This window comes from Streptomyces sp. NPDC039430 (genome assembly GCF_055639435.1).
Map to the genome: position 1 here is coordinate 129,076 of NZ_JBVKAK010000012.1, position 15,466 is coordinate 144,541.

General features: G+C 71.7%; 15 protein-coding genes. 12 read left to right on the forward strand and 3 right to left on the reverse strand.

What is annotated here, in order from left to right; genetic code table 11:
• Positions 1–92 precede the first annotated feature (92 nt).
• The 4 genes from ispG (at position 93) to ACZ7LS_RS27345 (ending at position 4,651) form a co-directional block, all read left to right on the forward strand.
• Positions 93–1,247, forward strand: a complete 1,155-nt coding sequence (ispG, locus tag ACZ7LS_RS27330) for a flavodoxin-dependent (E)-4-hydroxy-3-methylbut-2-enyl-diphosphate synthase (protein ID WP_129772149.1) — start codon at positions 93–95, stop codon at positions 1,245–1,247.
• A 201-nt stretch (positions 1,248–1,448) separates the two neighbouring features.
• Positions 1,449–2,294, forward strand: coding sequence for a GNAT family N-acetyltransferase (locus ACZ7LS_RS27335; RefSeq protein WP_382517028.1), 846 nt, complete (start codon positions 1,449–1,451; stop codon positions 2,292–2,294).
• Between the two features lie 16 nt (positions 2,295–2,310).
• The gene (locus ACZ7LS_RS27340; protein WP_382517025.1) at positions 2,311–2,892 is read left to right on the forward strand and encodes a GNAT family N-acetyltransferase; all 582 of its coding nucleotides are present in this window, start codon (positions 2,311–2,313) and stop codon (positions 2,890–2,892) included.
• 67 nt (positions 2,893–2,959) lie between these two features.
• Positions 2,960–4,651, forward strand: a complete 1,692-nt coding sequence (locus ACZ7LS_RS27345; protein ID WP_382517023.1) for a proline--tRNA ligase — start codon at positions 2,960–2,962, stop codon at positions 4,649–4,651.
• A gap of 96 nt (positions 4,652–4,747) precedes the next feature.
• On the opposite strand, the gene ACZ7LS_RS27350 is transcribed toward ACZ7LS_RS27345, so the two are convergent.
• Genes ACZ7LS_RS27350 through ACZ7LS_RS27360 form a run of 3 tightly spaced genes read right to left on the reverse strand, consistent with a single transcriptional unit; the run spans position 4,748 to position 6,686 of the window.
• Positions 4,748–5,674 carry an aminoglycoside phosphotransferase family protein gene (locus ACZ7LS_RS27350; RefSeq protein ID WP_385133467.1) on the reverse strand — a complete coding sequence of 309 codons (927 nt, stop codon included), beginning with the start codon at positions 5,672–5,674 and terminating at the stop codon, positions 4,748–4,750.
• Positions 5,675–5,706: 32 nt separating this feature from the next.
• Complete coding sequence (locus ACZ7LS_RS27355; RefSeq protein WP_385133469.1) at positions 5,707–6,174, reverse strand: DUF4439 domain-containing protein; 468 nt, start codon at positions 6,172–6,174, stop codon at positions 5,707–5,709.
• Positions 6,171–6,686: a hypothetical protein gene (locus ACZ7LS_RS27360; protein ID WP_382517016.1), complete on the reverse strand. Its 516-nt coding sequence runs from the start codon at positions 6,684–6,686 to the stop codon at positions 6,171–6,173. The genes ACZ7LS_RS27355 and ACZ7LS_RS27360 overlap by 4 nt, the downstream gene beginning before the upstream one ends.
• Before the next feature lie 204 nt (positions 6,687–6,890).
• Between ACZ7LS_RS27360 and rimP the strand changes: the two genes are divergently transcribed.
• The 8 genes from rimP (at position 6,891) to ACZ7LS_RS27400 (ending at position 15,208) form a co-directional block, all read left to right on the forward strand.
• On the forward strand, positions 6,891–7,388 hold the full coding sequence (rimP, locus tag ACZ7LS_RS27365) for a ribosome maturation factor RimP (protein ID WP_382517014.1): 498 nt from the start codon (positions 6,891–6,893) through the stop codon (positions 7,386–7,388).
• Positions 7,389–7,390: 2 nt separating this feature from the next.
• Positions 7,391–8,458, forward strand: coding sequence for a transcription termination factor NusA (gene nusA, locus ACZ7LS_RS27370; RefSeq protein WP_382517012.1), 1,068 nt, complete (start codon positions 7,391–7,393; stop codon positions 8,456–8,458).
• Between the two features lie 158 nt (positions 8,459–8,616).
• Complete coding sequence (locus ACZ7LS_RS27375; protein ID WP_129772252.1) at positions 8,617–8,907, forward strand: YlxR family protein; 291 nt, start codon at positions 8,617–8,619, stop codon at positions 8,905–8,907.
• A 149-nt stretch (positions 8,908–9,056) separates the two neighbouring features.
• Positions 9,057–12,176, forward strand: coding sequence for a translation initiation factor IF-2 (gene infB / locus ACZ7LS_RS27380; RefSeq protein WP_382517009.1), 3,120 nt, complete (start codon positions 9,057–9,059; stop codon positions 12,174–12,176).
• A gap of 139 nt (positions 12,177–12,315) precedes the next feature.
• Positions 12,316–12,609, forward strand: coding sequence for a DUF503 domain-containing protein (locus tag ACZ7LS_RS27385; protein ID WP_249954225.1), 294 nt, complete (start codon positions 12,316–12,318; stop codon positions 12,607–12,609).
• 40 nt (positions 12,610–12,649) lie between these two features.
• On the forward strand, positions 12,650–13,117 hold the full coding sequence (gene rbfA, locus ACZ7LS_RS27390; protein ID WP_382517005.1) for a 30S ribosome-binding factor RbfA: 468 nt from the start codon (positions 12,650–12,652) through the stop codon (positions 13,115–13,117).
• Entirely contained in the window at positions 13,114–14,013 is a 900-nt protein-coding gene (truB, locus tag ACZ7LS_RS27395) for a tRNA pseudouridine(55) synthase TruB (RefSeq protein WP_385136525.1), read from the forward strand. Before rbfA ends, truB begins: the two co-directional genes overlap by 4 nt.
• A gap of 253 nt (positions 14,014–14,266) precedes the next feature.
• Positions 14,267–15,208, forward strand: coding sequence for a bifunctional riboflavin kinase/FAD synthetase (locus tag ACZ7LS_RS27400; protein ID WP_382517000.1), 942 nt, complete (start codon positions 14,267–14,269; stop codon positions 15,206–15,208).
• Positions 15,209–15,466: the final 258 nt, after the last annotated feature.

Genomic DNA, 15,466 nt, shown 5'->3' on the forward strand with positions numbered 1-15,466 from the left:
GGATGTGCTCGGCCCGCACACCGTGGCGTAATCTCGGGGCTGGAGCCCGCCGATCTCGGGACCTCGATCCACACCTTGGGGTTGCACAGCAGATGACTGCAATTTCTCTCGGAATGCCGTCCGTTCCGACGAAGCTCGCCGACCGACGGGTCAGCCGTCAGATCCAGGTGGGGTCGGTGGCGGTCGGCGGGGACGCACCGGTCTCGGTGCAGTCGATGACGACGACGCGTACGTCCGACATCGGCGCGACGCTGCAGCAGATCGCGGAGCTGACGGCGTCCGGCTGCCAGATCGTACGGGTCGCGTGCCCGACCCAGGACGACGCCGACGCGCTGGCGACGATCGCGCGGAAGTCACAGATCCCGGTCATTGCGGACATCCACTTCCAGCCGAAGTACGTGTTCGCGGCGATCGACGCGGGCTGCGCGGCGGTGCGGGTGAACCCGGGCAACATCAAGCAGTTCGACGACAAGGTCAAGGAGATCGCGAAGGCGGCGGGCGAGACCGGCACCCCGATCCGTATCGGCGTGAACGCCGGGTCGCTGGACGCGCGTCTGCTGGCGAAGTACGGAAAGGCCACGCCGGAGGCGCTCGTCGAGTCGGCGCTCTGGGAGGCGTCGCTGTTCGAGGAGCACGGCTTCCGCGACATCAAGATCTCGGTGAAGCACAACGACCCGGTGATCATGGTCAACGCCTACCGGCAGCTGGCGGCGCAGTCCGACTACCCGCTGCACCTCGGCGTCACCGAGGCGGGACCCGCGTTCCAGGGCACCATCAAGTCCGCGGTGGCCTTCGGCGCACTCCTCAGCGAAGGCATCGGCGACACGATCCGGGTCTCGCTCTCCGCCCCGCCGGCGGAGGAGGTCAAGGTCGGCATCCAGATCCTGGAGTCGCTCAATCTGCGCCAGCGCCGGCTGGAGATCGTCTCGTGTCCGTCCTGCGGCCGCGCCCAGGTCGATGTCTACAAGCTGGCCGACGAGGTGACGGCCGGTCTTGAGGGCATGGAGGTCCCGCTGCGCGTGGCCGTCATGGGCTGTGTCGTGAACGGCCCCGGCGAGGCCCGTGAGGCCGATCTCGGTGTCGCGTCCGGCAACGGCAAGGGACAGATCTTCGTCAAGGGCGAGGTCATCAAGACCGTCCCGGAATCGAAGATCGTGGAGACCCTCATCGACGAGGCCATGAAGATCGCGGAGCAGATGGAGAAGGACGGCATCGCCTCGGGCGAGCCCGAGGTCTCCGTCCGCTGACCGCGCCTCTCGTGCCGGCCACCGTGTCCGCCTGCGGACATATGTGCGTAACGGGTCCCGCAGCCACCGCCCCCGGGCCTCGGCTGCGGGACCCTTCGCGCTCTGACCTGCGGCGATACCGGATCCTGCTCCGATGAGCGGCATACCGGGAAGGCGCCGGGTACAGTGCGGGGATCGGCAGACGTATGGTGAGGCCCCCTCGTGTTGACGCAGACCACCACCCGGGTCCTCGAACCCAGCGAACTCGACGCCGCGCTCGCCGTCCTGGAGAGCGAGCCCGTCGAAAACGCCTTCGTGACGTCCCGCGTACAGGTCGCGGGGCTCGACCCCTGGCGCCTGGGCGGCGAGATGTGGGGCTGGTACGCGGACGGGCGGCTGCGCTCGCTCTGCTACTCCGGCGCCAATCTCGTACCGATCTGCGCCACCCCCGAGGCCGTGCGCGCCTTCGCCGACCGGGCCCGCAGAACCGGCCGCCGCTGCTCCTCGATCGTCGGCCCCGCCGAGCCCACCGCCCAGCTGTGGCGGCTGCTGGAGCCGCACTGGGGGCCGGCCCGCGAGATCCGCGCCCACCAGCCGCTGATGGTCACCGAGCAACCGCCCGCCACCGTCGCGCCCGACCCCCTCGTGCGCCGCATCCGCAAGGCCGAGCTGGACGTGATCATGCCCGCCTGCGTGGCGATGTTCACCGAGGAGGTCGGTGTCTCACCGCTCGCCGGTGACGGCGGACTGCTCTACCAGGCGCGCGTCGCCGAACTCGTCGGCGCGGGACGCTCGTTCGCCCGGATCGACGACGGCAGAGTCGTCTTCAAGGCCGAGATCGGCGCCGCCACCCCCCGGGCCTGCCAGATCCAGGGCGTCTGGGTCGACCCCGAATTCCGCGGCCGCGGCCTGTCCGAGGCGGGCATGGCGGCGGTCGTACGGTACGCGCTGGCCGATGTGGCGCCCGTCGTGAGCCTGTACGTGAACGACTACAACACCCCCGCCAGAGCCGCGTACCGCCGGGTGGGTTTCCGTGAAGTGGGCGCCTTCATGAGCGTGCTGTTCTGAAAGTAGGGTTCGGCCCATGCTGAGCATTCCCGGGGGCAGCCCCCGCACCCCCGACGTACAGGTAGGGCCGGTCGACCTCGCCGCACGCGTCGACGAGGCGCTCGCCGTACAGGCCCTCGCCTTCGGGCTCAGCGACGACGAGATCGAGGTACGCCGCCACATCGTGCTCCGGCATCTGCTGCTGCGCGGCTCCCGAGCCCTCGGCGCGACCACCGTGACCGGCCGGCTCGTCGGCTTCGTGTACGGCCTGCCCAACGACCGCGCCCACTGGTGGTCCACCGTCGTCGAGCCCTATCTGCGCACCACCGGCTCCGAGGGCTGGCTCATCGACTCCTTCGTGATCACCGAGCTGCATGTCCACCCGGAGTTCCAGGCCCGGGGCATCGGCCGCGCCCTGATCACCGCGATCACCGACAGCGCGGGCGAACCCAAGTCGATCCTCTCCGCGATCGACATCGAGAGCCCGGCACGCCGCCTCTACCGCGCGCTCGGCTACGCGGACCTGGCCCGCCAGGTCCACTTCCCCAGCGCGCCCAAGCCGTACGCCGTGATGGGCGCCCCGCTGCCGCTGCGCAGGGCGGTCGGCGCGGACAACTGATTTCCGCCCGCGGGCGTGCCCCGGTTAACCTCCAGGCATCAGCCGAGAGAACGCAGGAGTGCTCCCCATGTCCCAGGTCCAGCGCATGTCCCGTTTGATGGTCAAGACATTGCGCGACGACCCGGCGGACGCCGAGACGCTCAGCCACAAGCTGCTCGTCCGCGCGGGGTACGTCCGCCGTACGTCCGCCGGTATCTGGACCTGGCTGCCCCTGGGCAAGAAGGTCTTCGACAACGTCTCGCGCGTCGTCCGCGAGGAGATGGACGCCATCGGCGCGCAGGAGGTGCTGCTGCCCGCGCTGCTGCCCAGGGAGCCGTACGAGGCCAGCGGCCGCTGGGAGGAGTACGGCGACCTGCTGTTCCGCCTCAAGGACCGCAAGGGCGCCGACTATCTGCTGGGCCCCACGCACGAGGAGATCTTCACCCAGGTCGTCAAGGACCAGTGCACGTCCTACAAGGACCTGCCGGTGATGCTCTACCAGATCCAGACGAAGTACCGGGACGAGGCCAGGCCGCGCTCCGGCGTGCTGCGCGGCCGTGAGTTCCAGATGAAGGACTCGTACTCCTTCGACACCACGGACGAGGGCCTCGCCGAGTCGTACGCGCTGCACCGTGAGGCGTACCAGAAGATCTTCGCGCGCCTCGGCCTCGACTTCCGTATCGTCTCGGCGGTCTCCGGCGCGATGGGCGGCTCCGCCTCCGAGGAGTTCCTGGCGCCCGCCGCGGCCGGCGAGGACACCTTCGTGGACTGCCCCGCCTGTGACTACGCGGCCAACACGGAAGCGGTCACCTTCGCGGCGTCCGTGCCCGCGGCCACCGAGCCCGGCCCGGTCGAGGAGCTCGACACCCCCGACACCCCGACCATCGAGACGCTCGCCGCGTTCCTCGATGTGCCGGCCTCGGCGACCCTGAAGAACCTGCTGGTCAAGGTCGACGGCGAGATCACGGCCGTCGGCGTCCCCGGTGACCGCGAGGTGGACCTCGGCAAGCTCGGCGAGCACCTCGCGCCCGCGGTGGTGGAGCTGGTGACGGCCGAGGACTTCGAGGACCGGCCCGAGCTGGTACGGGGCTACGTCGGCCCGCAGGGCCTCAAGATCCGCTACATCGCGGACCCCCGGATCGCGCCCGGCACCGCCTGGATCACCGGCGCCAACAAGCCCGGCACGCACGCGCGCGACGTGGTCTGCGGGCGGGACTTCGAGGTCGACGACTACCTCGACGTGGTCGTCGTCGAGGCGGGCGACCCCTGCCCGGCCTGCGGTACGGGCCTCAAGCTCGACCGCGCGATCGAGATCGGCCATATCTTCCAGCTCGGCCGCAAGTACGCCGACACCTTCCAGCTCGATGTCCTCGGCCAGCAGGGCAAGCCGGTCCGCGTGACCATGGGCTCGTACGGCATCGGCGTCTCGCGCGCGGTGGCGGCCCTGGCCGAGCAGAGCGCCGACGAGCAGGGCCTGTGCTGGCCCCGCGAGATCGCCCCGGCGGACGTCCATGTCGTCGCGGCGGGCAAGGCGCTCCAGACGGAACTGGCGCTGGACGTCTCCGAGCAGCTGTCGGCGGCCGGTCTGCGGGTGCTGGTGGACGAGCGTCCCGGGGTCTCGCCCGGCGTGAAGTTCACCGACGCCGAACTGATCGGTGTCCCCAAGATCCTGGTGGCGGGCCGCCGCTCGGCCGACGGCGTCCTGGAGCTGAAGGACCGCCGTACGGGCGAGCGCGAGGAACTGACCGTCGCGGAGGCGATCGCCCGCCTGACCGCCTGACCAGTGCTCATCGTGGGATGGGCTCGCGTACCGGGCCCGTCCCACGACAAGCCCCCGGCCCGTCCGGAGCGTGAATCCCCGGAGTGCGGCAGGGCCCTACAGCCAGCCCGCGAACTCCAGCAGCAGCTCCGCGCTCTGCCGACGGCCCGCCCGCAGCGTGCGCACGCCCGACTCCACCGCGCGGAACAGCGTCCACCCACGCACCCGTTCCCGGTCCAGGTCCAGCGAATCGGCCAGCCTGTTGACCCGGCGGCGGGCCGAGGACGCCCCCGACGACGCCGCCACCAGGTCCTCGACCCGGTCGCGCACCAGCCGGGCCAGATCGTAGGCGCGCTCACCGACCAGCGGCTCCGGGCCGACCGCGAGCCAGGGCGCGCGGTCGCCCGCGAGCACCTTGCCCTGGCCGAAGGCGCCGTGCAGGAGCCGTACTTCGGCGGCGGAGGCGCAGAGTTCGTCGCGCGCCGCCAGCGCCGCCGACACCAGCGGCGCGAGCGTGTCGTCGGCCGTCGACCGCAGCGCCGCCGCTTCCCGCGCGGTCCGCTCGGCCACCGTCTCGAAGTCATGGTCCCCGGGCGGCTCGACCCACAGCCGGCGCACCGTACCCGCCGCTTCGAGCAGGGACTTCGCCTCCGGCAGGGAGCGCAGCGACACCTCCGGATGCAGCCGCTCCAGGAGCAGCGCGCCGCCGGCCGTGTCCGGGGCGTCCGTGCCGTCGGCGTCCCCGGCGTCGAGCAGCTCCGCCGCCCCCCAGCCCTTCCAGTGCGCCAGCGCCGCCCGCTCCCGCGAGGGAGCCGCGAACGGCGGGACGATCTTGAGCGTCGCGGGGGAGCCGTCGGACCGCCGTACGAGCAGCACCAGCCCGCTCCGGCCGCCCGGCGCGATCACCCGCTCGACCTCCAGCCCCCGCCGGGCGACCGCCTCACCGGTGATGCCGGGCAGTCGCTCCAGCCACTCGGCGGCGGCGGTCTCCCCGTACCTCTCGCCGAGCGTGCGCACCAGACGCCGCGGCGGTTCGAAACCCATACGTGCGTAGTTCCCTTTCCGAGCTCACGGGCTCACGCGCGCTCGGCGAGCCCAGGAAAGGCTACGCCGGTCCCGCGCCAGCGCACCGCGCGCACGGCGGCCTCGCGCAGCGCGCCCGCCGCCTCGCGCCGCAGGGGGCCCTCGGAGGCCCGTACGAGATCGGAGTAGACGCCCGCGACGCGGTCCTCCAGATGGGCGGCCAGCCGTACGGCGGCGGCGGAGTCCGGTACGGGGAAGGGCAGGGCGTACGCGGGAGCGGCGGCAGCGGGTGTACCGCCCAGGTCCCGTACGGTGCGCGCCAGCGCGTCGCGCCGGGCCCGGTGCGCCGCGTGCGCGCTGGTGGCCTCGCTCCGGCGCGCGTCGCCGACGCGACCGCCGACGACCCCGTACCCGTACACGGCGGCGTGCTCCGCGGCGAGTGCGGCCTGCGCGGCGTCCAGCGCACCGTCGTTCGCCCCGGTCGCCGTGCCCGTCGTCCACGCCGTCCGCGCCGTACTCATGAGCGGGATCCTTCCGTCAGCAGATAGGCGTGCGCGGCGCTCGCCGCCGCGAGTGAGGCCAGCAGCCGGGCCAGTTCCGGGGGCGCTTCCATGAGCGCGCCGGTGTGCGCGTCGCTGGTACGGCGCTCGGTCGCGGCCAGCGCCCTGAGGGCCTCCGCCGGTTCCTCCGGAACGGCGGGCGAGCCGGGCACCGGGGCCGCGGCCGTGACGGGCGCGGACGGAGCGGTGGACGCCGGGGGGGACGGGCTCGCGGACCCGGACAGCTCCGGGGCCAGCGCCGCCAACTGCCGTACGACCGCCGCCCGTAGCGGAGCCAGCCGCTCGCGCTGCCCGGGGTGCCGCTTCAGCACGGCGTCGTACCGCCCCAGCAACTCCCGGTTGGTGCCTGCCGCGCGCACCCGCAGCGCGCGCTCGGTCTCGGCCGCCCGCGCGATTCCCGCCGGGCTGTCCGCGGCCGGCGAGTCCTGGGAACAGCCGGTCAGCAGACCGGCCGTCGTGGCGCCCGCGGCCATCAGAGCATGCCTCCGTGTCGTCCCCGTGCGCCCCACGCGTCTCTCCTCGGGCCTCGCGATGATCACCGCAGGCGAGCGTACCCGCGGGTCACCCCCAGGTGGACGGCAACACCCCTTGGGACCGGATACCCTTTGATCTGACACGCGACTTGATCTGACACGCGACGATCCCACAACAGCACACGCGGCCGAGGAGTCACCCGGATGAGCACCACCCAGAGCGAAAGGCTGCGCGGACTGCTGGAACCGCTCGTCAGCGCGAAGGACCTGGATCTGGAAGAGATCGAGGTGTCCCGGGCGGGCAGGCGTCGTGTGCTGAGGGTCGTGGTCGATTCCGACGAGGGCGTGGACCTCGACGAGTGCGCCGAGCTGAGCCGCTCCATCTCCGACAGGCTCGACGAGACGGACGCGATGGGCGAGGACGAGTACCAGCTCGAAGTGACCTCCCCCGGGGCGGAGCGCCCGCTCACCGAACACCGCCACTACGTGCGCGCCGTGGGCCGGCTGGCCAGGTTCCAGCTCCACGAGGACGGCGAACTGGTGGCACGCATCCTCACCGTCGACGACGAGGGGCTCGACCTCGAAGTCCCGGGCGTGAAGGGGCGCAAGCCCACCGCCCGCCGGGTCGGGTTCGCGGGGATCGACAAGGCGCGCGTGGAGATCGAGTTCAGCCGCAAGGACAAGAAGGAAGAGGAGGCGTAGCCGTGGACATCGATGTGAAGCTCCTGAGGGGCTTGGCACAAGAGAAGGAGATTCCCTTCGACCTGCTGGTCGAGGCGATCGAATCGGCGCTCCTCATCGCCTACCACCGCACCGAGGGCAGCCACCGGCGCGCCCGGGTCGTACTGAGCCGGGACACCGGCCATGTCACGGTCTGGGCCAAGGAGGACCCGGCCGATCTGGAGGAGGGGCAGGAGCCCAAGGAGTTCGACGACACCCCGTCGGACTTCGGCCGGATCGCCGCGACCACCGCCCGCCAGGTCATCCAGCAGCGGCTGCGGGACGCCGAGAACGACGTCACCTTCGGCGAGTACGCGCGCCGGGAGGGCGATATCGTCGCCGGTCTCGTCCAGCAGGGCAAGGACCCGAAGAACGTCCTGGTCAAGCTGGACGACAAGCTGGAAGCCATCCTTCCGGTGCAGGAACAGGTGCCGGGCGAGGAGTACACCCACGGCCTCCGGCTGCGTACGTACGTGGTGAGGGTGGCCAGGGGGGTGCGCGGGCCGTCCGTGACGCTGTCCCGTACCCACCCCAATCTGGTGAAGAAGCTCTTCGCGCTGGAGGTCCCGGAGATCGCGGACGGCTCCGTCGAGATCACGGCGATCGCCCGCGAGGCCGGCCACCGCACCAAGATCGCCGTACGGTCGACACGTTCCGGTCTCAATGCCAAGGGCGCCTGCATCGGCCCGATGGGCGCGCGTGTGCGCAATGTCATGGCCGAACTGCTGGGCGAGAAGATCGACATCGTCGACTGGTCGGACGACCCGGCCGAGATGGTGGCGAACGCGCTGTCGCCCGCCCGGGTCACCAAGGTCGAGGTCGTCGACCTGGGCGCCCGCTCCGCGCGGGTGACCGTGCCCGACTACCAGCTGTCCCTGGCGATCGGCAAGGAAGGGCAGAACGCCCGCCTCGCCGCCCGGCTGACCGGCTGGCGCATCGACATCCGGCCGGACACGGAGCCCACGGACGACGACCGGGACCGCGGCGACGACCGTGACCGGGGCGACGACCGGGGCCGTGGCCGCGACGACCGCGGGCGCGACCGCGGCTGAGTATCCGGCTCCGACGATCGGGCAACGACCGGCGGTGGCGGGCCTGTCGCACGCAGCGGCGACCCGGCCTCGCCGGACATCGACACGATCTTTCGGGCGGTGGGCGTTCGAACCTTGCCCCAAAGGGGTGATGTCGGCGCGGGGAGGTAGACTTGAACGTGTCTGGCCGGACGATCGACCGTGCATGCCCTGAGCGCACCTGCGTGGGCTGCCGGGAGCGAGCGGCCAAGAACGATCTGTTGCGCATCGTGGTGACCGGAGAACAATGTGTTCCCGATCAACGCGGTACGCTGCCCGGCCGGGGTGCGTATGTGCACCCCGCCTTGATCTGTCTCGATCTGGCGGTCCGCCGCCGGGCGTTCCCCCGGGCCTTCCGGGTCCAGGGACCGCTCGACAGCGCGGAGCTGCGCCGTGTGGTCGAGGCGATCACAGTGCAGGCAGCACTGTAGGAAGAAGTACGGCACGGAGCCCCGTGCGGTTCAGGTACCTCGCGAGTTGGAAGTAGGTCGAGATTGCGATGAGCACTCGATGAGTACGCGATGAGTACGCCCATGAAGTAGCGACGGTCCGGCGGTAACCCGGACCTAAAAGGAGCGAAGTGGCTAAGGTCCGGGTATACGAACTCGCCAAGGAGTTCGGCGTGGAGAGCAAGGTCGTCATGGCCAAGCTCCAAGAACTCGGTGAATTCGTCCGTTCGGCGTCGTCGACGATCGAGGCGCCGGTTGTACGCAAATTGACTGACGCTTTGCAGGGGCCCGGCGGCAACGCCGGCAAGTCCGCTGCCAAGCCCGGGGCGCCCCGCAAGGCGACCCCCGCCAGGCCCGCCGCGCCCTCCCCGGCGCAGGCGGCACGTCCCGCTGCCCCCAAGCCCGGTGTCCCGGCCCCCAAGCCGGCCGCCGCCGAGGCCCCCAGGAGCACCCCCTCCGCCGCGCCGACGCCCGGCCCGCGTCCGGCTCCGGCCCCGCGGCCCGCGGCCGCCGCGCCGAAGCCGGCGCCCGCCGCGCCGGCGGCCCCGGAGTTCACCGCGCCCCCGTCGGCCCCGGCCGCCGGTCCCCGGCCCGGTGCCACCCCCGGCCCGCGTCCGTCCAACCGCCCCACGGGCGGCCAGGGCGACCAGCGCCAGGGCGAGCGGCAGAGCGATCAGCGCCAGGGCGACCAGCGCCAGGGCGGCCGCTCCGGCGGCGCGCGTCCCGGCCAGGCCCCGCGTCCCGGTGCCCGCCCCGCGGGCCCGCGTCCTGGCAACAACCCCTTCACCTCGGGTGGCTCCACCGGAATGGCGCGCCCGCAGGCGCCCCGTCCCGGCGGCGCCCCGCGTCCCGGCGGCCCCGGTGCCCCCGGTGGTCCGCGCCCGCAGGGCTCCGGTCAGGGCGGTCCCCGTCCGCAGGCCGGTCCCGGTGGACAGACCGGACGTCCCACCCCCGGCGGTATGCCGCGTCCGCAGGCGCCCCGCGCCGCGGGTCCCGGCGGTGGCCCCGGTGGTAACCGTCCGAACCCGGGCATGATGCCGCAGCGTCCCGCCGCGGGTCCGCGTCCCGGCGGTGGCCCCGGCGGTGGCCGCGGTCCCGGTGGCGGCGGTCGTCCCGGCGGTGCCGGTGGCGGCGGCGGTCGTCCCGGTGGCGGCGGCTTCGCCGGCCGTCCCGGTGGTGGCGGCGGCGGTGGCGGCTTCGCCGGTCGCCCGGGTGGCGGCGGCGGTGGCGGCGCTCCGGGTCGTCCCGGTGGCGGCGGCTTCGGTGGCGGCGGTGGCCGTCCCGGCTTCGGCGGACGTCCGGGTGGTCCCGGCGGCCGTGGTGGCACACAGGGCGCGTTCGGCCGTCCCGGCGGGCCCGCCCGTCGTGGCCGCAAGTCGAAGCGGCAGAGGCGCCAGGAGTACGAGGCCATGCAGGCCCCGTCGGTAGGCGGCGTGATGCTGCCGCGCGGCCAGGGCCAGACGGTCCGGCTGTCGCGCGGTGCGTCGCTCACCGACTTCGCGGAGAAGATCAACGCCAACCCGGCGTCGCTCGTCGCCGTGATGATGAACCTCGGCGAGATGGTCACCGCCACGCAGTCCGTCTCCGACGAGACCCTCCAGGTCCTCGCCGGCGAGATGAACTACGTCGTCGAGATCGTCAGCCCCGAGGAGGAGGACCGCGAGCTGCTGGAGTCCTTCGACATCGAGTTCGGCGAGGACGAGGGCGGCGAGGAAGCCCTCGTGTCCCGTCCGCCGGTCGTGACCGTCATGGGTCACGTCGACCACGGTAAGACCAGGCTGCTGGACGCGATCCGCAAGACGAACGTCGTCGCGGGCGAGGCCGGCGGTATCACGCAGCACATCGGCGCGTACCAGGTCGCCACGGACGTCAACGGTGAAGAGCGCAAGATCACCTTCATCGACACCCCGGGTCACGAGGCGTTCACCGCCATGCGTGCCCGTGGTGCCAAGTCCACCGACATCGCGATCCTGGTGGTCGCGGCCAACGACGGTGTGATGCCCCAGACGATCGAGGCGCTGAACCACGCCAAGGCGGCCGACGTGCCGATCGTGGTCGCGGTCAACAAGATCGACGTCGAGGGCGCCGACCCGACCAAGGTGCGCGGCCAGCTCACCGAGTTCGGTCTGGTGGCCGAGGAGTACGGCGGCGACACCATGTTCGTCGACATCTCCGCCAAGCAGGGCCTGCACATCGACAGCCTGCTGGAGGCCGTGGTCCTCACCGCGGACGCCTCGCTCGACCTCCGGGCCAACCCGGAACAGGACGCGCAGGGTATCGCCATCGAGGCCCACCTCGACCGCGGTCGCGGCGCTGTCGCCACCGTCCTCGTCCAGCGCGGCACGCTGCGCGTCGGTGACACGATGGTCGCCGGTGACGCGTACGGCCGTGTCCGGGCGATGCTCGACGACAACGGCAACAACGTCGAGGAAGCGGCGCCGTCGACGCCGGTCCTGGTCCTGGGTCTCACCAACGTCCCCGGCGCCGGCGACAACTTCCTCGTGGTCGACGAGGACCGCACCGCCCGGCAGATCGCCGAGAAGCGTGCCGCCCGTGAGCGGAACGCGGCCTTCGCCCGCAGGGGCGTCCGGTTCTCCCTGGAGAACCTGGACGAGGCCCTCAAGGCCGGTCTGGTGCAGGAACTCAACCTCATCATCAAGGGCGACGCGTCCGGTTCGGTGGAGGCTCTTGAGTCCTCGCTGCTCCAGCTCGACGTCGGCGACGAGGTCGACATCCGGGTCCTGCACCGCGGTGTGGGTGCGGTCACCGAGTCGGACATCGACCTGGCCATGGGCTCCGACGCCATCGTGATCGGCTTCAACGTGCGCGCCGCCGGGCGCGCCGCGCAGATGGCCGAGCGCGAGGGTGTGGACGTCCGGTACTACTCGGTCATCTACCAGGCGATCGAGGAGATCGAGTCCGCCCTCAAGGGCATGCTCAAGCCGGAATACGAAGAGGTCGAGCTCGGTACGGCGGAGATCCGCGAGGTCTTCCGCTCGTCCAAGCTGGGCAACATCGCGGGTGTTCTCATCCGCTCCGGCGAGGTCAAGCGGAACACCAAGGCCCGGCTCGTCCGCGATGGCAAGGTCATCGCGGAGGACCTCAACATCCAGGGTCTGCGCCGCTTCAAGGACGACGTCACCGAGATCCGCGAAGGCTTCGAGGGCGGTATCAACCTCGGAAACTTCAACGACATCAAGATCGACGACGTCATCGCGACGTACGAGATGCGCGAGAAGCCGCGCGGCTGACGCACGGCAACCGGTCCGGGGCCGGTCGACGGGACGCATATTCCGTCGATCGGCCCCGGCCGTTCCGTGTACGGTTCTTGTGCCCCTGCCAAGCGCTGGCAGGGCATCTGAACCCGTACCGGCGGGGATCCGGAAACGCATGTATGTGGGGACGCTGTCCTTCGATCTGCTCCTCGGCGACGTACGGTCGTTGAAGGAGAAACGCTCCGTCGTCCGGCCCATCGTCGCCGAGCTGCAGCGGAAATTCGCGGTGAGCGTGGCGGAGACCGGCGGTCAGGATCTCCATCGCAGGGCCGAGATCGGTCTCGCGGTGGTGTCCGGTGACTGGGCGCACCTCACGGATGTGCTGGACCGCTGCGAGCGCATGGTCGCCGGCCACCCCGAGGTGGAGCTGCTGTCGGTACGACGGCGGCTGCACGGCGATGAAGACTGACCAGTACACAAGGAAACCCAGAAGGAAGAGTGACGGACCGGTGACCGACAACGCGCGGGCCCGCAAGCTGGCCGATCGCATCCAGGTCGTGGTCGCGGAGACCCTGGACCGCCGTATCAAGGACCCGCGACTGGGCTTCGTGACCATCACGGACGCCCGCGTCACCGGCGACCTGCGGGAGGCCACGGTCTTCTACACGGTCTACGGCGACGACGAGGAGCGCGCGGCCTCCGCGGCGGCCCTGGAGAGCGCCAAGGGCGTCCTCCGCTCCGAGGTGGGCCGTCAGACCGGCGTCCGCTTCACCCCGACGCTGGCGTTCGTCCCCGACGCCCTGCCGGACAACGCCCGCACCATCGAGGACCTCCTCGACAAGGCGCGCGCCAAGGACGCCGAGGTACGGCAGGTGTCGACCGGCAAGACCTACGCGGCCGGGGCCGACCCGTACCGCAAGGACGACGAGGACGACACCGACGACACGGACGACACGGACGGCGCCGCCGCGGAATGACTCAGCAGAACACCACGCCCGACGGGCTTGTCATCGTGGACAAGCCGTCGGGCTTCACTTCGCACGACGTCGTCGCCAAGATGCGCGGGATCGCCAGAACCCGCCGCGTCGGCCACGCCGGCACCCTCGACCCCATGGCGACGGGCGTCCTCGTCCTCGGCGTGGAGCGGGCCACGAAGCTCCTCGGACACCTCGCGCTGACCGAGAAGGAGTACCTCGGCACCATCCGCCTGGGGCAGGACACCGTCACGGACGACGCGGAGGGGGAGATCACCTCCTCGGCCGACGCCTCCGCCGTGAAGCGCGAGGCCATCGACGCCGGGATCGCGGCACTGACCGGCGCCCTCATGCAGGTGCCCTCCAAGGTCAGCGCCATCAAGATCGACGGCAAGCGGTCGTACGCGCGCGTGCGCGGCGGCGAGGAGTTCGAGATCCCGGCCCGCCCGGTGACCGTCTCCTCGTTCCGGCTCTACGACGTCCGCGAAGCGGTCGCGGAGGACGGCACTCCGGTCCTTGACCTGGTCGTCTCCGTCGTCTGCTCCTCCGGTACGTATATCCGCGCCCTCGCCCGCGACCTCGGCGCCGGCCTCGGGGTCGGCGGGCATCTCACCGCGCTGCGCAGGACCCGGGTGGGGCCCTACGCGCTCGACGCGGCGAAGACGCTCGACCAGCTCCAGCAGGAGCTGACCGTCATGCCGGTCGCCGAGGCCGCCGCCGCGGCGTTCGCGCGCTGGGACGTCGACGAGAGGCGGGCCAAGCTGCTGATCAACGGCGTACGGCTGGACATGCCCTCGTACGCCACGGCCCCGGTGGCAGCGTTCGACCCCGAGGGGCGCTTCGTGGCGCTGGTCGAGGAGCAGGACGGCAAGGCCAAGAGCCTCGCGGTCTTCGGCTGACCCTCCACCGTGGGGCGGACAGGCACGCCTGTCCGCCCCACGGTCCCCCTCCCGGAGGGGTGTCTGTCCACACGGCACCCGCCGCGCACCTCACGGACCGGGCGCTCGGAGCGCACCACCGGTGCACGGGGAGCGTGTTCGGCCCGCGGCCGGGTTCTCCGGTGCCGGTGAGGGCCGTGGGCGCCGGGCATGGCAGTCTTAGAGCTGCGTAATCGGCAATGAAGTACACAGTTTCGGGCGAGGAGCGGTCACAGTGCAGCGCTGGCGTGGCTTGGAGGACATCCCCCAGGACTGGGGGCGCGGCGTCGTCACCATCGGCTCCTACGACGGGGTGCACCGCGGTCACCAGCTGATCATCGGACGGGCCGTGGAACGGGCACGCGAGCTGGGGGTGCAGTCGGTCGTCGTCACCTTCGACCCGCACCCCAGCGAGGTCGTACGCCCCGGCAGCCACCCGCCCCTCCTCGCGCCCCACCACCGGCGCGCCGAGCTGATGGCGGACCTGGGGGTGGACGCGCTGCTGATCCTCCCCTTCACCCTTGAGTTCTCCAAGCTGTCGCCCGCCGACTTCATCGTGAAGGTCCTGGTCGACAAGTTGCACGCCCGCGCGGTCATCGAGGGCCCGAACTTCCGCTTCGGCCACAAGGCCGCCGGCAATGTCGCCGTCCTGGCCGATCTGGGGGTGACCTACGACTACGAGGTCGAGGTCGTCGACCTCTATGTGACCGGCGAGGCGGGCGGCGGCGAGCCCTTCTCCTCCACCCTCACCCGCCGACTGGTCGCCGAGGGCGATGTCGCGGGCGCGGCGGAGATCCTGGGCCGGCCGCACCGGGTGGAGGGCGTGGTCGTACGCGGCGCGCAGCGCGGACGTGAACTCGGCTTCCCGACGGCGAACGTGGAGACCCTGCCGCACACCGCGATCCCGGCGGACGGGGTGTACGCGGGATGGCTCACGGCGGACGGGGAACGGATGCCGGCGGCGATCTCGGTGGGCACGAACCCGCAGTTCGAGGGCACGGAGCGGACGGTCGAGGCGTATGCGATCGACCGGGTGGGGCTGGATCTGTACGGGCTTCATGTGACCGTGGACTTCTTGTCGTATGTGCGGGGGCAGCGGAAGTTCGAGTCGATCGAGGCGCTGCTGGAAGCGATGGGGGACGACGTGAAGAAGTCGCGAGTGCTGCTGGGAATGTAGCCGGGGGTTCGTCTGGCGGGGTGCGTTTCGGCTGGGGCCGGTGGTCCGGTGCGCGTTGTCGCCGGGTGGCGCTCCGGGGCTCGCGCCCGGGACGGCATGCTGTGCTTTCCCGGGGGACACCCCCGGACCCCCGTACGGCGCGCAGCCGGCCACAGCCAGGAAACGGGCGTTCGCGCGCCACACATCACGCTTCAGTGTCCCGGACACGATCCCTGCACGCCCCCCTTCACCGCCCGCACAAGCGACCCGGCCGTGCGC